At 63.8% G+C, this 19,721-nt stretch carries 18 protein-coding genes and 1 pseudogene; 7 read left to right on the plus strand and 12 right to left on the minus strand.

Going from position 1 to position 19,721, the window contains the following annotated elements:
* Positions 1-122: 122 nt before the first annotated feature.
* Genes QFZ94_RS04265 through QFZ94_RS04280 form a run of 4 tightly spaced genes read left to right on the plus strand, consistent with a single transcriptional unit; the run spans position 123 to position 4,229 of the window.
* Positions 123-1,199 (plus strand): LLM class flavin-dependent oxidoreductase, encoded by a 1,077-nt coding sequence (locus tag QFZ94_RS04265; protein ID WP_429455690.1) that lies wholly within the window; start codon positions 123-125, stop codon positions 1,197-1,199.
* A gap of 11 nt (positions 1,200-1,210) precedes the next feature.
* A complete protein-coding gene (locus QFZ94_RS04270; RefSeq protein ID WP_410848290.1) occupies positions 1,211-2,029 on the plus strand; it encodes a class II aldolase/adducin family protein in 819 nt (272 codons plus the stop codon).
* Positions 2,029-2,625, plus strand: a complete 597-nt coding sequence (locus tag QFZ94_RS04275) for a cysteine dioxygenase (protein ID WP_410848289.1) — start codon at positions 2,029-2,031, stop codon at positions 2,623-2,625. The genes QFZ94_RS04270 and QFZ94_RS04275 overlap by 1 nt, the downstream gene beginning before the upstream one ends.
* Positions 2,622-4,229 carry a rhodanese-related sulfurtransferase gene (locus tag QFZ94_RS04280; RefSeq protein WP_429455692.1) on the plus strand — a complete coding sequence of 536 codons (1,608 nt, stop codon included), beginning with the start codon at positions 2,622-2,624 and terminating at the stop codon, positions 4,227-4,229. The genes QFZ94_RS04275 and QFZ94_RS04280 overlap by 4 nt, the downstream gene beginning before the upstream one ends.
* An 8-nt stretch (positions 4,230-4,237) precedes the next feature.
* Here QFZ94_RS04280 and QFZ94_RS04285 read toward each other — a convergent pair whose 3' ends face one another.
* Positions 4,238-5,152: a LysR substrate-binding domain-containing protein gene (locus QFZ94_RS04285; RefSeq protein ID WP_368581773.1), complete on the minus strand. Its 915-nt coding sequence runs from the start codon at positions 5,150-5,152 to the stop codon at positions 4,238-4,240.
* A gap of 191 nt (positions 5,153-5,343) precedes the next feature.
* Here QFZ94_RS04285 and QFZ94_RS04290 point away from each other — a divergent pair, with 191 nt between their 5' ends.
* The 3 genes from QFZ94_RS04290 to QFZ94_RS04300 are packed head-to-tail and all read left to right on the plus strand — an operon-like array spanning position 5,344 to position 8,623.
* Complete coding sequence (locus QFZ94_RS04290) at positions 5,344-6,300, plus strand: ABC transporter substrate-binding protein (RefSeq protein ID WP_410848496.1); 957 nt, start codon at positions 5,344-5,346, stop codon at positions 6,298-6,300.
* A gap of 11 nt (positions 6,301-6,311) precedes the next feature.
* Complete coding sequence (locus QFZ94_RS04295; protein ID WP_429455693.1) at positions 6,312-7,538, plus strand: acyl-CoA dehydrogenase family protein; 1,227 nt, start codon at positions 6,312-6,314, stop codon at positions 7,536-7,538.
* A complete protein-coding gene (locus QFZ94_RS04300; RefSeq protein WP_429455694.1) occupies positions 7,535-8,623 on the plus strand; it encodes an LLM class flavin-dependent oxidoreductase in 1,089 nt (362 codons plus the stop codon). The genes QFZ94_RS04295 and QFZ94_RS04300 overlap by 4 nt, the downstream gene beginning before the upstream one ends.
* Before the next feature lie 63 nt (positions 8,624-8,686).
* Here the strand turns inward: QFZ94_RS04300 and QFZ94_RS04305 are convergent, their stop codons facing one another.
* From QFZ94_RS04305 to QFZ94_RS04355, 11 genes and pseudogenes are all read right to left on the minus strand, one after another.
* The gene (locus tag QFZ94_RS04305; RefSeq protein WP_368581769.1) at positions 8,687-9,721 is read right to left on the minus strand and encodes an ABC transporter substrate-binding protein; all 1,035 of its coding nucleotides are present in this window, start codon (positions 9,719-9,721) and stop codon (positions 8,687-8,689) included.
* Positions 9,722-9,775: 54 nt separating this feature from the next.
* Positions 9,776-10,612, minus strand: a complete 837-nt coding sequence (locus tag QFZ94_RS04310) for an ABC transporter ATP-binding protein (RefSeq protein WP_410848283.1) — start codon at positions 10,610-10,612, stop codon at positions 9,776-9,778.
* Entirely contained in the window at positions 10,606-11,649 is a 1,044-nt protein-coding gene (locus QFZ94_RS04315) for an ABC transporter permease (RefSeq protein WP_368581767.1), read from the minus strand. The genes QFZ94_RS04310 and QFZ94_RS04315 overlap by 7 nt, the downstream gene beginning before the upstream one ends.
* Before the next feature lie 21 nt (positions 11,650-11,670).
* The gene (locus tag QFZ94_RS04320; protein ID WP_429455695.1) at positions 11,671-12,684 is read right to left on the minus strand and encodes an ABC transporter substrate-binding protein; all 1,014 of its coding nucleotides are present in this window, start codon (positions 12,682-12,684) and stop codon (positions 11,671-11,673) included.
* A 390-nt stretch (positions 12,685-13,074) separates the two neighbouring features.
* Positions 13,075-13,392: a 4Fe-4S binding protein gene (locus QFZ94_RS04325; protein WP_368581764.1), complete on the minus strand. Its 318-nt coding sequence runs from the start codon at positions 13,390-13,392 to the stop codon at positions 13,075-13,077.
* The gene (locus tag QFZ94_RS04330; RefSeq protein ID WP_429455696.1) at positions 13,389-15,038 is read right to left on the minus strand and encodes an FAD-dependent oxidoreductase; all 1,650 of its coding nucleotides are present in this window, start codon (positions 15,036-15,038) and stop codon (positions 13,389-13,391) included. The genes QFZ94_RS04325 and QFZ94_RS04330 overlap by 4 nt, the downstream gene beginning before the upstream one ends.
* 55 nt (positions 15,039-15,093) lie before the next feature.
* Entirely contained in the window at positions 15,094-15,906 is an 813-nt protein-coding gene (locus tag QFZ94_RS04335) for an ABC transporter permease (protein WP_429455697.1), read from the minus strand.
* Positions 15,907-15,925: 19 nt separating this feature from the next.
* The gene (locus tag QFZ94_RS04340) at positions 15,926-16,726 is read right to left on the minus strand and encodes an ABC transporter ATP-binding protein (RefSeq protein ID WP_368581761.1); all 801 of its coding nucleotides are present in this window, start codon (positions 16,724-16,726) and stop codon (positions 15,926-15,928) included.
* 31 nt (positions 16,727-16,757) lie between these two features.
* The gene (locus QFZ94_RS04345) at positions 16,758-17,795 is read right to left on the minus strand and encodes an ABC transporter substrate-binding protein (protein WP_410848276.1); all 1,038 of its coding nucleotides are present in this window, start codon (positions 17,793-17,795) and stop codon (positions 16,758-16,760) included.
* A gap of 42 nt (positions 17,796-17,837) precedes the next feature.
* Positions 17,838-18,770 carry a TauD/TfdA dioxygenase family protein gene (locus QFZ94_RS04350; protein ID WP_368581759.1) on the minus strand — a complete coding sequence of 311 codons (933 nt, stop codon included), beginning with the start codon at positions 18,768-18,770 and terminating at the stop codon, positions 17,838-17,840.
* Positions 18,771-19,265: 495 nt separating this feature from the next.
* Positions 19,266-19,508, minus strand: a pseudogene (locus QFZ94_RS04355) (LLM class flavin-dependent oxidoreductase); the annotation flags it as partial.
* Positions 19,509-19,721 lie beyond the last annotated feature (213 nt).

Raw genomic sequence — 19,721 nt, forward strand, 5'->3', positions numbered from 1 at the left:
TATTTAGTCTTTGCATAACGTAGTGTTAGCCTCGTTTCGATCATCCGCAGGCGCTTCGTTCATCGTTGCGTCTGTTGTGACATGTATTTCCTCATCAAAACGGATTTCCGCAAGGAACTAACATGAGCGTCGAATTCATCGGCATGATTCAACAGCGCAAGGTGTCGGAAACGCATCTTCCGCAAGGGCCCGCTATCGATACCGACTACGTGCGCGCCTTTGCGCAGGCGCACGAGAACGCCGGCTTCGACCGCATTCTGGTCCCGCACAGTTCGACGAGCCCCGATGCGACGATCACGATCGCCTACGCGGCGAGCGTGACATCGAAAGTGCATTTCATGCTCGCGCATCGCCCGGGCTTTGTCGCCCCGACGCTCGCGGCCCGGCAGATCGCCACGCTCGATCACTTCTCGGGCGGCCGGCTCGGTGTGCACTTCATCTCCGGCGGCAGCGACGAAGATCAACGGCGCGACGGCGACTTCCTGAGTCACGACGATCGTTACGCGCGCACCGACGAATACCTGCAGATTCTGCGTCGCGTGTGGACGGAAGATCAGCCATTCGATCACGAAGGCCGCTTCTACCGCGTAGAAAAGGCGTTCTCCGAGGTCAAGCCGAAACAGTCGCCGCATGTGCCCATCTATTTCAGCGGTGCATCCGAGCCCGCGCTCGCCGTGGCCGGCAAACATGCCGATGTCTATGCGCTGTGGGGCGAATCGAAACAGCAGGTGCACGAACAGGTGACGCGCGTGCGCGCCGAAGCCGCGAAACACGGCCGCAGCGTGCGCTTCTCCGTGTCGTTCCGGCCGATCCTTGCCGCGACGGAAAGTGCCGCATGGGAGCGCGCAGAACACATCCTCGAAGAGACACGTCGCCTGCGTGTCGAACAGGGCTTCTCGCGCGGCGGTCCGCAGCAAAGCGAAGGCGCGCGTCGCCTGCTCGCGGCATCCGGCGACGGCGTACGCGCGGACGAACGTCTCTGGACCGCCGTGGCAAAAGAAATCGGCGGCCGCTCGAATTCCACTGCGCTTGTCGGCACGCCGGCGCAAGTCGCACAGACGCTCGCCGAATATCATGAACTCGGCGTGACGACCTTCCTGATTCGCGGCTTCGATCCGCTCGAAGACGCCATCGACTATGGGCGGGAACTGATTCCCGCGACCCGCGAACTCACGTCCCGCGAACGCCGCGCCGCCTGACAGGAGCGATCATGAGCACCCTTCTCGCCGCCGATCAACCGTCGCTCGTGCGGCGTCACGCACCCGTGCGCAAGTTCTGGTTCGACGAAGAACCGGAACCTCAACGTACGCTTGCAGAAGAACGTCTGCATCGTCAGCAACGTCTTGCGGGCGCATTTCGACTGTTCGCGCAATATGGCTTTGCGCAAGGTCTCGCGGGCCATATCACCGCGCGCGATCCCGAATGGACCGATCACTTCTGGGTCAATCCGCTGGGTCGGCATTTCGGCCGCATGCGCGTGTCCGATCTGCTGCTGGTGAATCGCCACGGCGAAATCGTGGTGGGCGATGGTCCTGTGAATCAGGCTGCGTTTGCCATTCACGCTGCCATTCACGAGGCGCGCCCCGATGTCGTCGCAGCCGCTCACACGCATTCGCTGTATGGCAAGGCATGGTCGACGCTCGGCCGAAAGCTCGATCCGTTGACGCAGGACTCGTGCGCGTTCTACGAAGACCACGCGCTGTTCGATGATTTTCGTGGCGTCGTGCTCGATACGACGGAAGGCGCGCGCATTGCAGATGCCCTCGGGTCGCGCAAGGCCGTGATCCTGAAGAATCATGGCATTCTGACAGCAGGCCCAACAGTCGAAGCAGCTGCATGGTGGTACATCGCGCTCGACAACGCATGCCACGCTCAACTGCTCGCGGAAGCGGCAGGCACGCCGCAGCCGATTCCTCACGACATGGCAGACCTCACGCATCAGCAGGTCGGCCGCGCAAACGGTGCGCGTCATGCATTCGACAGTCTGTATGAAGGGCTGATCGAAAGCGAACGGGAGTTGCTCGACTGATGGCCATTCACAAACTGAGGCACTTTGTCGGCGAGATTGCGGAACTCGTCGATGCCGGCGTCGATGAAGCCGGGCTGCTCGATCAGGCCGCGCTTGCGCTGCGCGAACTGATCCGCGTCGACGACTGGCTGCCCAATGCCTACGCGCAGCCGTCCGTCGAACGCTACCAGCAATTTCTGCTCTACGCCGACGCACGTCAACGCTTTAGCGTCGTCAGCTTCGTCTGGGGTCCGGGCCAGCAGACGCCGATTCACGATCACACCGTGTGGGGACTCATCGGTGTGCTGCGCGGCGCGGAACTTGCCGCACCCTACGCGCGCAACGACGACGGCACGCTATGCGTGGCGGGCGCCGAAGTACGTCTCGAAGCGGGCGATGTCGAAGCGGTGTCGCCCGCCATCGGCGACATTCATCGCGTGCGCAATGCGTACGACGACCGCACGTCCGTCAGCATCCACGTTTATGGTGCGAACATCGGCGCGGTGCGCCGCTCCACGTATCCGCCAAACGAGCGGCCAAAACCCTTTATTTCAGGCTATTCGAACGACACGCTCCCCAACCTGTGGGATCTCAGCAAGGAAATACCTCTTTCATGACGTCATATCCCGTCCGCACGTATGAAGACGTGCGCGAAGCGCTGCTCGCGCGCCGAGAAATCGCGCTGCTCGATGTGCGCGAGGAAGACCCGCACGCACAGGCTCATCCGCTTTTCGCCGCGAATTTTCCGCTGTCGAAGATCGAACTCGACGCGTACACGCGTTTGCCGCGCCGCGACGTGCCCATCGTGCTATTCGACGCAGGCGAAGGACTTGCGACGCGCGCCGGCGACAAGCTCGCTTCGCTCGGCTACACGCAGATCGCGCTGCTGGCGGGCGGACTCGACGGATGGATTCGCGCCGGCGGAGAAGTGTTCCGCGACGTCAACGTGCCGAGCAAGGCTTTCGGCGAATTCGTCGAAGCGCAGCGGCATACGCCTTCGCTTTCCGCCGAGGCGGTCGGAACCCTGCTTGAAAGCGGTGACGACGTCGTCGTGCTCGACGCGCGACGCTTCGACGAATATCAGACGATGAACATTCCCGGCAGCATCAGCGTGCCCGGCGCGGAACTCGTGCTGCGCGCGCGAGCGCTCGCGCCAGATCCTAAAACGCGTGTGATCGTCAATTGCGCGGGCCGCACACGCAGCATCATCGGCACGCAATCGCTAGTCAATGCGGGGCTGCCGAACCCCGTCGCGGCGCTGCGCAACGGCACCATCGGCTGGACGCTCGCGGGGCAGACGCTGGAGCACGGCAGCAGCCGTCGGTTCGATGCCGAGGCCGGTCTCGATCAGACGAACCTCGCTGCATCGCGCACCGCAGCGCGCGCGCTCGCCGACCGCGCGGGCGTCCAACGCACGACGCCCGATGAAGCCGCTCGCTGGGCGTCCGATCCGTCGCGCACCACGTATCGCTTCGATGTGCGCACGCCTGCCGAATACGAACGCGCGCATGCACCGGGGTTTCAGGGCGCGCCGGGCGGCCAGCTCGTGCAGGAGACGGACATGTTCGCGCCCGTGCGCGGCGCGCGCGTCGTGCTGTTCGACGACGACGGCGTGCGCGCCAACATGACAGCATCTTGGCTCGCGCAGATGAACATCGACGTCTACGTGATCGATGACGCTGCCGGACAGGAACTCACGGCTAGTGGCCCCTGGCGCAGCACGAAGCCGGAGCCCGCGCACACCCCCGCTTTATCCGCGGAAGAACTCGCCGCGCTGCTCGCCGATCCATCGAGCCGCACCGTGGTGATCGACGTTACGTCGAGCGCGAACCACGTGAAGGCGCATATTCCGGGTGCGCACTGGATTGTGCGTTCGCGCCTGTCGAACGATGTCGACGATCTTCGCGCGCTGCCCGACGCGAAACGTTATGTCGTCACCTGCGCGACCAACGCGCTCGCACCGTTCGCGGCCCCCGAAGTTGCCTCGCTAACGGGTAAGCCCGTGCATGTGCTGGAGGGCGGCACATCAGCGTGGATACGTGCGGGATTTGCGACCGAATCGGGAGACGCCCGGCTCGCTTCGCCGCGTATCGATCGTTATCGTCGTCCGTATGAAGGGACCGACAATGCGCGCGAAGCGATGAACGCGTATCTGGAATGGGAATACGGCCTCGTCGCGCAACTCGATCGCGACGGCACGCATGGGTTTTTCGTGATCTAAGCGCGCCATCAGGCGGCGCGTGACAGGCGTGCCGCCGCCTTGAAGCTCTGTTCGACGCTTTCCGCGAGTACGGCGAGCGCGGACTGCATCTTGCCCAACGCGCGCGAACGTACGATCCACACGGCGATTTCAGGTTTGAAGTCGGTGATCTGAACCACGTCGAGGTGCGCTGCATGCACGCTGCTGCGCAGCAACGGCAGCGGAACCAGCCCCAGGCCAACGCCGTCGGCGACGAGTCCGAGCTGCAATTCTGTGCCGAGCGTTTCGAGGTTGAGCTTCAGCGTGTAGCCTTTCGCCGCGAGAGCCTGCTGCAAGCCCGCGCGAAAACCGCAGCCATCGGGATTTAACACCCAGCCATACGCCTCGCATTCGGCGAGCGCATAAGCACGCTTCTTCATGCTGCCCTTTTGCGCGACCACAGCCAGCTTCAGTTCGCCCAGCGTTTCGCCTGCGAGCGTTTCCTGTAACGCCCGGTTCGTTGGCAGCAGCACGAACGCCGCATCCAGTTCGCCCTCGTCGACCTTCTGCAGCAGCGGGTTGCCCCATCCCGTCGACACCCGCGCCCGCAACTCGGGATGCGCACTGCGCAGCGTATGGAGAGCCTTCAGCATCGCCACATCGGCAACCGTCTGTGCGACGCCGAGGCGCAATACACCCGCGAGTGGCGCGTCGTCCGCGACCAGATGCCTGAGCGCGTCCACCTCGCGCACGATGACACGGCATTGCTCGAAAACGACGCGGCCCATCGGCGTCGTCTTCAGCGGTTTCGTATTGCGATCGAGCAGCTCGACGCCGAGCGCCTCTTCGAAGTTCTGGATGCGGCGCGTCACGGCAGGTTGCGTCAGTGCGAGAGAATCGGCGGCCTGACTCAGCGACTGGCTGCGCACGACGGCAACGAAGGCCTCGATTTCATCGAGTTTCATGGATGATCTTCTCGTTGATTGAAGTGTTGGTGGAGCGACATTAGCGTGCAACCGCCCGCATGCTCAAGCGGTACTTCCCGCTTTCCGTTTTCCTCCCACGCATATTAACAAAGAAGAACAATGCGTTTGCCTTATAAAACCTGCGACCGTATCGTGTGTTCTTATCCAACTACCTCATGCTGCGCTCCCTCATGCACTTTTTTCCCAATCGATTCCTGCAAAGATTTTCCGGCCTTCTGATTTGCGCGATCGTCGCGAGCGCATCGCCTGTCGCGCTGGCAGACACGACGCTGAAAGTCGGCGACCAGCAGTTGCAGACGCGAGGCATACTCGAAGCGTCAGGCCAGTTGAAGGACGTGCCCTACAAGATCGAATGGTTCAACTTCCCTGCTGCGCAACCGCTGGGAGAGGCGCTCAACGCGGGGGCAATCGACGTCGGCGGCCTCGGCGATGCGCCGCTGATCTTCGCGTACGCAGCGGGCGCGCGAGTGCGTGCAGTAGCCGCAACGCGCTCGACGCCGACGGATCTCGCGATCATCGTGCCTGACGCATCGCCCATCAGGACGGCCGCCGATCTCAAGGGCAAGCGCATCGCGACCACGCGCGGCTCAATCGGCCATTACCTCGCGATCGCGACACTCGAACGCGCGGGCATCAAGCTCTCGGATGTATCGCTGCGCTTCATGCAGCCCGCCGACGCAAAAGCAGCGCTCGCGTCCGGCAACGTCGACGCGTGGTCCACGTGGGACCCGTATGTCGCGCTCGCCGAGCAGCGCGATCACGATCGCAGCATCGCGAATGGCGTCAATCTGTCTTCTGGCCTTAGCTTCCAGGCTGCGACCGAAACGTCCATCAAGGACAAGCATGCCGAAATCGCCGATTTCCTCAAGCGCGTCGCGGCCGGCCAGCGCTGGGCGCTCTCGCATCCGGACGAAGTGGCCGCAATGCAATCGAAAGTGACGGGCTTACCGCCCGAAGTGCTGAAGACCGTGTATCAGCGCGCGCAACTGCATCCCGTCGTCATCGACGATGGCCTCATCGCCGAACAGCAAAAGACGGCCGATCTCTATCACCGTGCGGATGTGATCAAGACACCGCTCGATGTCACGAAGAGTTTCGACCGGCAATTTCCGCTCTCCGCACAGTGAACCGACCGACCATGACCAGCCGTCAACCCGAAGCCGCGCTTGCCGATGTAGAACGCGACGCCGATGCGCTCGAAGCACTCGCCGATCTCGACAGTCCGCAAGCCGATGCGTGGCTCGCCGCGCTGACGGCCGAATTCGGCGCAGGCGCCGCCGCGCTCGACGCCGGCCCGATCTTCCCGCACGAGAACCTCGCCCGTCAGCGTCGCGGGGGCCTGCTTTCGCTGACCGTGCCGCGCGCGCTCGGCGGACGCGAAGCCACGCTTACACAGGCGCTCAAAGTGGTCCGCGCGGTAGCGCGCGGCGAACCTTCGACGGCGCTGATTCTCGTCATGCAATGCCTCTACCATTTGCGCCTGCAAGCCAATCAAAACTGGCCACTCGCGCTGAAACAACGCATTGCGCGCGATGCCGTCGAACGCGGCGCGCTGATCAACTCGTTGCGCGTCGAGCCCGAACTCGGCTCACCTTCGCGTGGCGGTCTGCCCGCCACGGTTGGCCGCAGCGAAGGCAATCATTGGATACTGAGCGGCCGCAAGCTGTATTCGACGGGCAGTCCCGGTCTGACCTGGTTCGCCGTGTGGGGACGCACGGACGAAGCGGCACCGCGAGTCGGCACGTGGCTCGTTCATCGCGACACGCCGGGCATCCGTTTCGGCGAGCCGTGGAATCATCTGGGCATGCGCGCGACGGGCAGCCACGAAGTGATCTTCGACAACGTACGCGTACCGTTCGACCAGGCCGTCGATCTTCAACCGCCCGGCCCGACCAACGGCATGGACCCGGTGACGAGCCTGTGGATGAACGTGTTGCTGCCATCGATCTACGACGGCGTCGCACGCGCCGCGCGCGACTGGTTCGTGCAGTGGGCGGCGCAACGCGTGCCTTCGGGACTGAACGCCCCGCTATCGACGCTCGACAGTTTTCAGCAGACGGTGGGGCGCATCGATGCGCTGCTGTTCAACAACCGCGTGCTGCTCAATGCAGGCGCAGCCGGCCAGATCGGTACGGTCGAAGCGCCGACCATCAAGTATCTCGTCAGCCAGCACGCTATCGATGCCGTCGAGCTCGCACTCGAAGCGAGCAGCAATCCTGGCCTCAGTCGCAACAACGCACTGGAGCGCCACTACCGCGACGTGCTGTGCGCGCGCATTCACACACCGCAGAACGACACCGTGCTCGGCAATCTGGGCCGCGCCGCATTCACCATCACTTCACCCACGAGGAGCGAACCCAGATGAGCGTCGAATTCATCGGCTATGTGAGCCATCAGGAATCGAGCGAGATTCATTTGCCGAAAGGACCTGCGGTCAATCCGCCGTACATTGCCGCCGTCGCGCAAGCGCATGAATATGGCGGCTTCGACCGTGTGCTGATTGCGCACTCGAGCGCGTCGCCCGACGGCTTCCAGATTGCGTCGTTCGTCGCGCAGCAGACGAAGCGCCTGGGCATCCTGCTCGCGCATCGTCCGGGCTTCGTCGCGCCGACGCTCGCCGCGCGGCAGCTCGCGACACTCGATCACTTCAGCGCGGGACGCGCTGCCGTGCACATCATCTCGGGCGGCGACGACGCGGAGCAGCAGCGCGATGGCGATTATCTGTCGCACGCTGACCGGTATCGGCGCACCGACGAATATCTCGATGTGGTCAAGCGCTCCTGGACCAGCGATCAACCGTTCGATCACGATGGCGCGTTTTACCGCGTGACGGGCCACAAGTCGCAGATTCGTCCGTTGCAGCGGTCTCATTTGCCGGTGTATTTCGGCGGATCGTCCGAGCCGGCGATCGAGGTCGCGGGCAAGCACGCCGACGTCTACGCGCTGTGGGGCGAGTCGCTCGCGGCCGTCGAAGAGACCATCGCGAAGGTGCGCAAAGCCGCCGCGCGCTATGGCCGCGAACAGCATGTGCGTTTCAGCCTGTCTCTGCGTCCCATCATCGCGCCCACCGAAGACGCCGCATGGGCGCGCGCCGAATCCATTCTCGAGCGCGCGAAAGACATTGTCGCCACGTCGCCGAATTTCACGCGCCGGCCGAAGAACCCGCAGAACGTCGGCTCGCAACGGCTGCTCGCCGAAGCCGATAAGGGCAATGTCGTCGATACGCGACTGTGGACCGGCATTACCGCGCTCACGCGTGCGGCGGGCAATTCGACGTCGCTGGTCGGCACGCCGCAACAGGTGGCCGACGCGCTGCTCGAATATCACAAGCTAGGCGTATCGACCTTCCTGATTCGCGGCTTCGATCCGCTCGAAGATGCGCTGGCGTATGGCCGGGATCTGTTGCCTGTGGTGCGCGCCGCCGTCGCGCGCCAAACGGCACCCGCTTGATTATCTCTCTCACGCAACCGACGCGCGCCTGCTAACCAGGCGCGCGTCGCGGCTTTTTGCACGTCAGGCAAGCACGTCCGAAAACACACGCGCCGCGAAACGGTCCGAATTGGTACCGTCGTTCAACACGCCGACCGATTTCAGATCGTCGGCATAGAGCGCGATTTCCTTCTTGAACGCATCGCCCACCGGATGATGGTGGTCCGTATGGCTCTTGAGCATCGCCGTCAGTTGCTCGACATTCGCGCCCGGCGCGTTCGGCGCGAAGATCGCGGCGGCCTGCGCGGGGTTGTTCGCGGTCCACTCGGTCGCTTCGAGCAAGGCCTGAGTCAGCGCTTGCGCCGTCGCGCGGTCCTTGCGGATCAGCGAGCCGCGCACGCCCAGCACGCAGCACACACGGTTCGCGTACTCGCCGCACAGGTTGTTCGACACTTCCTGCAAATGGTCGCCTTCGCGCAAGGTCCAGATGGTCGGGTCGCCATCGGCGATCGCCTGCACTTCGCCCTTTTTCAATGCTTCGCCAAGCAGCGGAGCGGGATATTGACGCCAGTGCACATCGTTGTCCGGATCGACGCCGATCTTCTTTAGCGTGACCGCGAAGAAATTCTTCGCGGGGCTCGCCATGTCGCTCACGCCGACCGTGCGTCCCTTAAGCCCCTGAAGATCGACGATCCCCGACGCCTTCGTCGCGAGCAGTCTCATGCAGCCGCCGTGAATGCCCGCCGTCAGTTTCACGTCGAAGCCCTGTTCAAGCGGTTTGATCCAGCGCAGCGCCATGCCGACGCCTGCATCCGATTTGCCGGTTGCGATCGCTTCGAGCAGCTGGTCGGTCGAGCCTGCGAAGTTGACCAGTTCAACTTGCAAGCCATGCTTGCGGAAAAAACCCTGCTTCTCCGCGACCGGCACGGGCGCGGTGCAGATCGCCGACGCGTTCCATGAAAGCTTGAGCGGCTTCAGCGCTTCGTCAGCCGATGCGCGCACGCCCGGCAGTCCGAACGCCGCGCCGCCCAGCGCAGCAGCGCCGGCGGCCCACGCGGTGTTGCGCAGCCACACGCGGCGCGCGGCGTTCGATGGCTGATTGTCGTCGGTATGGTTCATCGTGTTGCTTCCCTGTGCTTGAGTGGATGGTCTATGGCCGCGTCTGCGCGCGGGCTACGTTTCGAGGCCCAGCAGCCCCAGTACATCGCGGCGCAACGACACCAGCGCGGGATCGTCGCGATGGCGCGGATACGGCGCGTCGTTGCGAACCTCGGAAACGATGCGCGCCGGCCGTTCGCTCAGCACGATCACGCGGTTCGCGACGTACAGCGCTTCCTCGACGTCGTGTGTGACGAGCAGCACGGAAAACCTTTCCGCCTGCCACAGCCGCACGAGTTCCGCCTGCATGCGGATACGCGTCAGCGAATCGAGCTTGCCGAACGGTTCGTCGAGCACGAGAAGGCGCGGGTTATTGACCAGCGCGCGCGCGAGTGCCGCGCGCTGCGCCATCCCGCCCGACAGTTGATGCGGAAACGCGTTCGCAAACGCGGACAGGCCGACCGTCTGCAGCGCTGCGTCGATACGTTCCGCAGTTTCGCGCTTCGCCTGATCGCCGCGTGCTTTGCGCTGCGCCTGGGGACCGAGCCCGACGTTGTCGCGCACCGTGCGCCACGGAAACAGCGTCGGGTCCTGAAACACGACGACGCGCGACGGATCGGGACCAGCGATCGCTTCGCCGTCTGCGTGGATCTCGCCGCGCGCGGGCGCATCGAGGCCGGCGACGAGCCTCAGCAACGTCGATTTGCCGCAGCCGCTAGCGCCGAGCAGCGCGACGAACTCGCCGGGCTCGACCGTGAGGCTGATGTTGTCGAGCACGGGCAGCGCCTCGCCGCGCAGCGTGAATTGATGGCTGACCTCGCGCACATCGACTCGCGTGCCTCGCCGCGCGTGAGCGGACGACGCCTGCCGAAACGACCCGGAAAACGATTGAGACAGAGAAGCGGCTACCATTTGAGCAATCCTTTTTGCCATGTCAGCAGACGGTCACGCACGCGAAACAGCAACGTGATGAGCCCCGAGCACATCAGCGCCATCACGAGCAGCGCGGCGTACATGTTCGAATAGGCGGCCCAGCCCTGCGCCCATTGCAGATACCAGCCGAGGCCCGCTTTCACGCCCATCATCTCCGCGATGATCAACACCGCGAACGACGCGCCCAGACCCATGAACAGCCCGACGAATACAGAAGGCAACGCAGCCGGAATGGCGACGCGAAGAATCAGGAACGATGGCCGCGCGCCGAGAGTGCGGGCCACGTCGTAATACGCGGAACTCACGCTCGCTACACCGGACCATGTGAGCACGGCGACCGGGAACGCGGCAGCGAGTGCGATCAGGAACACGCTTGCACTGAAGCTCGACGGGAAAAAGAAGAAGGCGAGCGGCAGCCACGCGGTGGCGGGCAACGGACCCACAAGGCGCAGGATCGGATGAAGCCAATACCCCACCGCCTTCGACCAGCCGATGCTGACGCCGATCACGAAGCCCGCCAGCGCGCCGCACACGTAGCCATACGCGAGCAACACGAACGAGTGGCCGACGCTCGACGCGAGTCTCGGCAGATCGTCCGCATAGACGGCGAGCAATGCTTGCGGGGGCGCGAAGAACGGACGCGGCAGCCATTCGAGCTGCGCGGTGACCACTTCCCATGCCGTCAATCCGATAGACAGCGCCAACAGCCAGGGCGCCGCGTTGAGCCACGCCTGCACGCGCAGACGCTTTGCGCTTGCCGCGTGTGTCGAGGCATTCACTCTCCAGCCCGCCACGCCGATACCCGCCGATAACACCGCGAACAGCAGCTTGAGGATCAGCAGTTCACGCGTGTATGGCCAGTCGTCGAGTGCGGGCCACCACTGCGTGATCGCCGCGCCGCCGAGCCATCCAAGCGCGGCGAGCCCGGACACGATCAGCTTGGGGTCGTGCCGCGCAGTGCTCGCGGCATCGGCGGCAAGATTGGCCCGAGGGAAAGTTTGTGTTTGCGTGGACATGTCGCGCTCCGTCAGTCGAGGTCATGCGCTGGCAAGATGGGTTTCCGAGATCGCGCGCACGTCGATCCGGCGTGGCAGGATCGCGTCGCGGTTCGCGCTGTCGGCTACTTTTTGCAGCGCTTCGATGTCCGCGTCGGTGACGAAGTGCTGCTTCAGCGAAGCGCGCTGCGTGATCTGCTTCGCGGCGTCGAGTGGCGAGCGCGTGAGCGTCGCGTAGATCTGCGCATAGGCATCGGGGTTCGCAAGGGCCCAATCGCCGGCGCGTTGATAGCGCTTCAGGACATCGGCAATCGCCGCGCGTTTGCGCGGGTCCGTCAGCGAGTTGCCCGACGCAGTGATGAAGCCGAGGCCGCTGTTGATCCCGCTGCCGTCGCGCAGCACCCTGCCGCCGCGCTGCACGGCGATTCCGTAGTACGGGTCGAAGGTCGCCCACACTTCGATCGAACCGGACGCGAAGGCGGCGAACGCGTCGACCGGCAGAATGAAGCGCACGTTGACGTCATCTTTTGATAAACCCGCTTCCGCCAGCGCGCCATAAAGCTGGAACTGCGAAATGCTGCCGCGCGCCGACGAGACGAACACCGTGCGCCCCTTGAGGTCGGCCACGGTGCGAATAGTCGAATTCGGGCTCACCAGGATGCCGAGTTGCGCGCCCGACCCGACGCGGGTCGCCACGATTTTCAACGACGGGTCGCCCACTGCCGCGGCGAGCACTGGCAGGTCGCCCGCAGGCGCGAGATCGACGGCGCCCGCGCGTTGCGCTTCGAACAAGGGCGCGGCGCCCTGGAAGTTAGCCCAGCGGTATGCGTAAGGTGCGCCGTCCAGTACATTCGATGCTTCGATCAGCGCCCGCGTGCCGCCGGCCTGATCGCCGAGCACCAGCGTTACGCCGTTGCTTGCCGTGCTCGCGTTTGGACTGGCCGCGGACACGCTTTGCCCACGTGCCGCGGCGGCCATTGCGGCGAGCGGCGCTGCAGTGAGCGCACGCAACACGCGTCGCCGCGTGGAAAAAGACGCTGGAACGGAAGGGGTCATAAGTCCTCGCCGAAGATAGTCAGCACAGAGTAGCGAGGAAGGACCCGCGTGAGAATTATTCGATTTCGATATGTTTATATTTATTCAATATTTATGTTTTGCATGTCAGCAACGCATCAATAGGTGAGTGCGCGTCCAGCGCGTGATGCGATGCCACGTTCGGGGGAGACGTGGCTTATCCGGGAATAGGAGCCGTCGCGACGCGGATCGGATCACGCGGGCTCGGTCGTCACGCCCCAGGTGAGGGTGCCGCCCGAAACCGGCTTCTTCGACGCGCTTTGCCGCGCCTCTTGCGCGGAGTCCGCGCGGTAAGCTCAACGATGTATATGGGCTAAGCGTGGCAGCGCGTCGAACATAAGCTAATTCTGCGCACCCGAAGACTTATGCCGTTCAATGAACACGAGCCAGCAATTCGAAACTCGCGTCCTGATCGGCGGTAGGCTGCCGGTCGCGCCCCCAGCCAATCGCGCGACGGTACTGACCGAATTCGACCGGACGCACTTCCCCCTTCGGCAACGGCTCGACTTGCGGCGCGACGAAGAGCGCATCTTCCGGGCAATACAGTTCGCACATGAAGCATGTCTGGCAATCGCTCTGACGCTCGATACGCGGCGGTTCGTTCGGCACGACCTCGAACACGTTGACCGGACACGCCCGCACGCAGATATTGCAGCCGGTGCAGCGCTCGCTATCGACAATCTCGATCATGCGGCAACTCCTTTGACGAAATCCGCCGAGCGTCGTGCATCCAGTCTTTCGACCCACACTCTGTCCAGTCCGCTGCTCAACAACCGTTCGCGCTGCGCCGGGTCCGGCGTCGCATGCTCCTTCCTCCGATGCATGCCGCGCGTCTCGGTGCGTTGCAACGCGCTGCGATACATCCAGCGCGAGGTTGCCAGCATCGCTGCCGCCTCGCGCGCACGCACGGCCTCCTGTGCGCTGCGTGCTGGAGCCGCCCGGCGTACCCGCTGCCATAGCGTATCCAGGCGCGTCAGCGAGTCTTCGAGCAGCGCGCCGTCGCGCGTCCAGTTGCGTTGCGTGGGAAACACTTCCTGCTGCACGCCCCGGATGACTTCATCGGCGTCATAAGGCGCACTGCCGCCGCCGTCGCGCAGCGCCACGCCTCCGGCGCGCACGACGCATGTTGAGCGCGTAGCGCCCCGTCGTGAGCGCGCATAGTCCGCTGCGCCCGCGCCGGCCCAAAAGCCGGACGACATCGCCCACGCCGCGTTATGGCTGCCGCCTCCGGTAAAGCCGCCGCAGATGAGCTCGCGCGTGGCCGCATCGCCAGCCGCATACAAGCCCTCGGCGGACGTCGCGCAGGACTCGTCGATCAGATGCAGACCACCGGTTCCACGCACCGTGCCTTCGAGGCGCAGCGTAACGGGAAACCGCTGCGCGAATGGGTCGATGCCCTGACGGTCGAACGGCAGAAAGAAGTTGGGCTGCGCCTTGCGCATCCATGCGCGGACCTGTTCGTCGGCGCGATCGAGGCGCGCGTACACCGGCTGGCTCTCCAGAACCTGAGCGATCACACCGCGCCCATGAGACGATCCCGCGCCGGGAATCGCCGATCCGTCGCGATAGTAGAAAGTCGCCCAGTTGTAAAACAGCGATTTGGTCACCGACGAAAACGCGGGCCCAAGTCCATACGCATTCGAGAACTCCATGCCCGACAGAACCGCGCCCACTTCGGCGGCCATCAGCTGGCCGTCGCCCGTCAGCACGTTGCAGCCGAGCGCGTTGCTGAGAAACGCGCAGCCGCCCGTCGCGATCACCACTGCGCCCGCGCGCGCGAGCCACTGCTCGCCCGCCTGACGATCGACACCCGCAGCACCCGACACCGTGCCGTCCTCGTCGATCAGCAATTCGAGCGCGGGGCTGTGGTCAAGGATGCGCACGCCCGCCTCCTTGACGCGCTTGCGCATCAGCCGCATGTACTCAGGCCCTTGCAGCGACGTGCGCCGCTCGGTGCCGGTTTCGTCGAGCGGGAACGGATAGCCCCACTCCGCGAGTTGCTGCACGTTCAGCCAGGTCTGCTCCAGCACGCGATCCATCCACGACTGGTCCGCGAGTTCGCCGCCGAGCTTGAAGCGGCTCGCTTTCGCGGCAGCGCGCGATGTCCCGTCCGGCGGCACATACCAGACGCCGGTGCCCGCTGGCGCGGTCGCGCCCGACGTGCCGCAGAAGCCTTTGTCCGCAAGCACGACTCGCGCGCCGCGCGCGGACGCGCTGATCGCCGCCCACGCGCCGGCGGGACCGCCGCCGATCACGAGAACGTCGGCATCGTGCCGCGTGCCCTTATCCGCGTGAGTGACCCTGGGCGCACCGCTTCTCGCCGGATTGTCCGTCATGAAAATGCATCTCCTGTGATGACCGTTGCCGTTCCCTCACGAAGCCAAAGCGCGCTCAGCGCTCGCCTTTCCAGGCCGTGAGCCGCCGCTCCGCAAGCAACACCGCGTGATTGAAGACGAGCCCGAGCAGCGCGAGCGTGACGATGCCCGCGTACATCTTCGGAATCTCGAACGTGAATTGCGAGTAATTGACGAGGTAGCCGAGCCCCGCCTTCGCGCCGACCATCTCGGCGGCGATCAGCACGAGAATCGAATAGGCCGCCGCGACGCGTATGCCGGTGAACACAGCCGGGACCGATGCTGGCAATACGACTTTGCGAAACAGTTGCACCGGCGTCAGTCCCATCGACAACGCCGAGCGGATCAGGAGCGGATCGACGTTGCGCACGCCGCTCACGGTGTTGAGCATGACAGGCCACACGCACGAATAGACGACCATCGACACCTTCGAGGTCTCGCCCATTCCCAGCACCAGCACGAACACCGGAAGCAGCGCGAGCGGCGCGGTATTGCGAAACAGTTCGAGCAGCGGATCGAGCATTTCGGCCAGCGTTCGATACCAGCCAATCACTAAACCGAACGGCACGCCAACCGCGACTGCGATCGTGAACCCCGCGAGCGCTCGCGACGCGCTGGCGAACAAGTGTTGTTCAAGCTCGCCCGAACGCAGCATCTCGACCAGCGCGCCAAGCACCGTCGAAAAAGGCGGCAGAAACGTCGCGTCGATCCAGCCAGCACGCGGCAGAATCTCCCACAGCGCACAGAACGCGACGATCACGACACCGCCGCGCAGCACGCGCGACAATGTCGATACGAGACCAGTCGCCCACGAGCCAGCCGACGAAAAGCGGGTGGATAACGTACTCATCTTCGTTCGGGCTCCAGGTTCAGGCCGCATGCGCGACCGCCGCGCGCGAGACCGCGCGCGGCTGATGCGTCAGTTGCCAGATCTCGTGTCTCAGCTGCACGAACTCAGGTTTGGAGCGCAGGTCTTCATTCAGGTCGAGCCGCTCCAGATTCACGTCGAGCGCATGCGTGACACGTCCCGGCGCTGCCGCCATCACCAGCACGCGCTGCCCGAGATAGATCGCCTCATCGATCGAATGCGTGATGAACACGATCGTGGTGCCCGTGCGTTGCCAGATCCGCAGCAGTTCGTCTTGCAGTGTCTCGCGGGTCTGAGCGTCGAGCGCGGCAAAGGGCTCGTCCATCAGCAGCACGTCGGGCTCGAATGACAACGCGCGCGCGATCGCAACACGCTGCTTCATCCCGCCCGACAGTTCATGCGGATAGCGGTCGCCGAAACCGCTCAGGCCCACGAGTCCGAGGAATGCGCGAGCCTTCTCCGTGCGCTCCGGTTTCGGCACGCCTTTCGCCGCGAGGCCGAACTCGATGTTGCCGAGCGCGGTCTGCCACGGAAACAGCGCGTACTGCTGAAACACCACGCCCCGGTCGAGACCCGGCCCTTCGACCGCGCGGCCATCGACGAGAATCTGTCCACGGTCGGGCTTCGCCAATCCCGCGATCAGATCGAGCAGCGTAGTCTTGCCGCAGCCGCTGGGTCCGACGAGCGTCACGAACTCGCCAGCGGCCACGTTGAACGACACGTCCTCCAGCACGCTGAAGTGTCCGCGCCGCTTCAGATGAAAACCTTTCGTGACGTTGCGCACGCCGATTGCAGCACCCATCGCAGGCCTCGGAAGTCGACGCGATAGCGCCCTAGTGGGACGCCACCGACTGATTGAACGGATTGAACTGGTTCGAGTAGATGCTCTCGGCTTTCACCTGGTTCTGCTTCAGCACGCCGTTTTTCACGTACCAGTCGATGTATGTCGTGAAATCGTTCGCGTCGATCAAGCCGCCCTTGCCGCCGACGCCCGCCGACTTCCAGTAATCGACGATCGTCGTATCCTCGTTGCGATGCCGCGCTTCGACGATCTTCTTCAGACGCGCGACCACTTCGGCGCGCGGCGTGGTCTTCGCCCATTCGATCGCGCGCGCCGTGCCATCGACGAACTTGCGCACCGTGTTCGGGTTCTGCGCGATGAAGCGATCCGTGAACAGATAACTCGCGTAGCCGAACGAGCCGAACAGTTGATAGTCGGTGACCAGCAGCGTGGCGCCGCCTTGCGCGAGCTGCTTGTCCTTGATGATGTCTTCGAGGAACACCGCGTCGAGCTGCTTCTGCTTGAGAAGCTGCGCGAGGTTGACCGGCGGCGCGGCGACGAACACTACCTTGTCGATTTCATCTTTGGACAACCCCGCTTTCTCCAGATACGCCGTCACCAGGTATTGCTCATACGCACCCGGCGTATTGACGCCCACCTTGTGCCCGATCAGATCGCGCGGACCATGAATCGGACTGCCCTGCAACACGAACAGTCCGCCGTTGGTGTCCTTGTCGGTGCCCACGTACGAAATCACGGCCTTCACAGGCGCATGCGCGGCCACCAGCTTCACGATAGATCCGTTGAACGCGCCGCCGAAATCCACGTCTCCGGTTACTGCGGCCTGAATGTCCTGCGGTCCGCTGATCGTATTGCCGACCCACTTCAACTTGATCGGCGCGAGATAGCCCAGATCCTCGGCAAGCTCGGGATACAGCACCTTGCTCGCCCAGCCCTGATAGCGCAGTTCGAGCTTTTCAGGAGTCTGCGCAAACGCAGACGCGCCGCAAAACAATCCGCCCGCGATCAGCGACGCCAGGTAGAAGATCCATGTGACACGCTGCCGCCAGCGTCGAGCCGTTTGCTTCATGTTCCGTTTCTCCGTGATCCGATGCCGAAGGCCGAGCCCCAGTTAGAAAACCCCGTCGTGCTCCAGCGTGATGCGGTGAATGCGCCGCCGCGCCGAGCCGTAGTCGCGCGCCGCGTAGTGTTGGACCTGACGGTTGTCCCAGATCGCGACGTCGCCGGCTTTCCACTCGAAGCGCGCCTGCACTTCAGGCGTCTTGATCAGGTCGTATAGATAGTTCAGCAGGCTCTGACTCGCCGTCTTCGAAACACCGAGCAGATGGCTCGTATGTCCTTCGTTGACGAACACCAGCTTGCGGCCGTTTTCAGGGTGCGTTTTGATCACCGGCACTTCGATCGGCGGAAACTTTTGCGAAGCGTCGCGCACCCGTTCGAGCCCGGCCTGAACGTTGTCCTCGCTCGTTCCCTCGGGAATGTCGTAGCCGCTCAACAGGTCCGCAAGCGCATGCTTTTTCGGCGAAGCGATGAACGTGTTGACCGCTTTCAGCTTCTCGAAGTAGCGGGCCAGATCGGGATCCAGCAAGTCGTAGACTGCCGCCGACGAGGTCCAGATCGTGTCGCCGCCGCCCCCTTCGGGAATCTCCTGTGCGTGAAGGACGGTTGCCTTGGGCGGCTGTGCCTGCCATGAAACATCGACGTGCCAGTTGTCGGTGCCGCCGGATTGCGTCTTCTCGCTATGGGCGATGACCTCGATCTCCGGGAAGCCCGCGACGGCCGGCAGATAGATGTTCTTGCGAATGGGCGTGCCGAAGATGCGTGCCAGCGCGACATGCTGCTCGGGCGTAAGCTCCTGCTCGCGAAAAAAGATCACGCCGTGATCCACGAGTGCCTGCCTCACGGTTCGCTGGTTGGCGTCGCTGAGCGGTTGGGACAGGTCGACGTTTTCGATGACTGCGCCGATAAGCGGTTTGTATCGGCGCACGCGAATGTCCTGATGTGCTGCGGAGTGCGGTTGCTGAACCTCGAGTACTGAACTCATGGCTTCCTCCTTATGGGATCGATGGCGGACTCCATGAAAGCAGAGCGCGCACGGCATCGGCAACCAACGATTCCGCGCATGAATATGTGACGGATAGCGATTCGTTTAGTCGGCGCGGTCATACTAGGTTCGAACCAAAGTTTCTTTCCGTGCGGGCGATGCGTTGCCTATAGTCAAAGATTCGCCGTTTCGATAGCGCTCGATGGTTGCGCTGGCTACGGCGTCGCAATACGTGTTCGAGCGGAACAAGGATGACAAGCCGCGCCGCGGAGGCGCGATGTGACACGACCGGCAAGGGCTGCCGGTCGGCATGTTTGGCTAATAGATGTGGGCAGGCCGGAGACTGTCCGGCGACGCAAGTGCGGTACTTCGCCAGTCTAATGGACTCAAGAACGCGCGGCGCTCAGGTGGGAAAGAAGCGATTGGCAGGCCGTGGCAGCCCGAGATATTCGCGCAGCGTCGCGCCCACGTATTCACGACGGAACAGGCCGCGCCTCCGAAGTTCAGCGCGGCATCGGGATTGGACGTCGTGACGACGTTCCAGCCTGCCCGCCTGCCGCTGATGTGATCGAGCGATGCGAAGCGCCGCGCGACATGGTAAGGGGCGTCGAAGGTGGTCGAGGCGGTGGCGACGAGGCCGATCTTCTCCGTTACCGCGGCCAGTGCGGACTGGATGGATGCCGACCGCGCAGTCACGCTCGTCGGCGAAGCGTGCTCATGTCTCGCGCTTCGCCGAATGCGTTGTTGGGCTGGACCGCGGCGAAGGCGTTACGCGCCCGAGGCGCTCCGTTGCTGCCGTGTCCAGGTTGCGCCGCGGGATACCCGAACCATGCGAGGTTAGCGCCGCAGCGCAATGAACGATAACGGAATTTGCGACGACGGTGAAGGAAGCGAATCTTCAATGGCTATCGTGGCGTGTCAGCTATGCATCGCGCTTTGTGCGGCGCTCAT

This window comes from Paraburkholderia sp. JPY465 (assembly GCF_050436725.1).
Lineage (GTDB): Bacteria > Pseudomonadota > Gammaproteobacteria > Burkholderiales > Burkholderiaceae > Paraburkholderia > Paraburkholderia youngii.

Coding starts and splice junctions, on each gene's coding strand:
- QFZ94_RS04280 (WP_429455692.1), top strand. CDS start 2,622: ATGACGTCATATCCCGTCCGCACGTATGAAGACGTGCGCGAAGCGCTG.
- QFZ94_RS04330 (WP_429455696.1), bottom strand. CDS start 15,038: ATGACGGACAATCCGGCGAGAAGCGGTGCGCCCAGGGTCACTCACGCG.
- QFZ94_RS04350 (WP_368581759.1), bottom strand. CDS start 18,770: ATGAGTTCAGTACTCGAGGTTCAGCAACCGCACTCCGCAGCACATCAG.
- QFZ94_RS04300 (WP_429455694.1), top strand. CDS start 7,535: ATGAGCGTCGAATTCATCGGCTATGTGAGCCATCAGGAATCGAGCGAG.
- QFZ94_RS04310 (WP_410848283.1), bottom strand. CDS start 10,612: ATGGTAGCCGCTTCTCTGTCTCAATCGTTTTCCGGGTCGTTTCGGCAG.
- QFZ94_RS04315 (WP_368581767.1), bottom strand. CDS start 11,649: ATGTCCACGCAAACACAAACTTTCCCTCGGGCCAATCTTGCCGCCGAT.
- QFZ94_RS04305 (WP_368581769.1), bottom strand. CDS start 9,721: ATGAACCATACCGACGACAATCAGCCATCGAACGCCGCGCGCCGCGTG.
- QFZ94_RS04290 (WP_410848496.1), top strand. CDS start 5,344: ATGCACTTTTTTCCCAATCGATTCCTGCAAAGATTTTCCGGCCTTCTG.
- QFZ94_RS04325 (WP_368581764.1), bottom strand. CDS start 13,392: ATGATCGAGATTGTCGATAGCGAGCGCTGCACCGGCTGCAATATCTGC.
- QFZ94_RS04295 (WP_429455693.1), top strand. CDS start 6,312: ATGACCAGCCGTCAACCCGAAGCCGCGCTTGCCGATGTAGAACGCGAC.
- QFZ94_RS04265 (WP_429455690.1), top strand. CDS start 123: ATGAGCGTCGAATTCATCGGCATGATTCAACAGCGCAAGGTGTCGGAA.
- QFZ94_RS04285 (WP_368581773.1), bottom strand. CDS start 5,152: ATGAAACTCGATGAAATCGAGGCCTTCGTTGCCGTCGTGCGCAGCCAG.
- QFZ94_RS04335 (WP_429455697.1), bottom strand. CDS start 15,906: ATGAGTACGTTATCCACCCGCTTTTCGTCGGCTGGCTCGTGGGCGACT.
- QFZ94_RS04320 (WP_429455695.1), bottom strand. CDS start 12,684: ATGACCCCTTCCGTTCCAGCGTCTTTTTCCACGCGGCGACGCGTGTTG.
- QFZ94_RS04270 (WP_410848290.1), top strand. CDS start 1,211: ATGAGCACCCTTCTCGCCGCCGATCAACCGTCGCTCGTGCGGCGTCAC.
- QFZ94_RS04345 (WP_410848276.1), bottom strand. CDS start 17,795: ATGAAGCAAACGGCTCGACGCTGGCGGCAGCGTGTCACATGGATCTTC.
- QFZ94_RS04340 (WP_368581761.1), bottom strand. CDS start 16,726: ATGGGTGCTGCAATCGGCGTGCGCAACGTCACGAAAGGTTTTCATCTG.
- QFZ94_RS04275 (WP_410848289.1), top strand. CDS start 2,029: ATGGCCATTCACAAACTGAGGCACTTTGTCGGCGAGATTGCGGAACTC.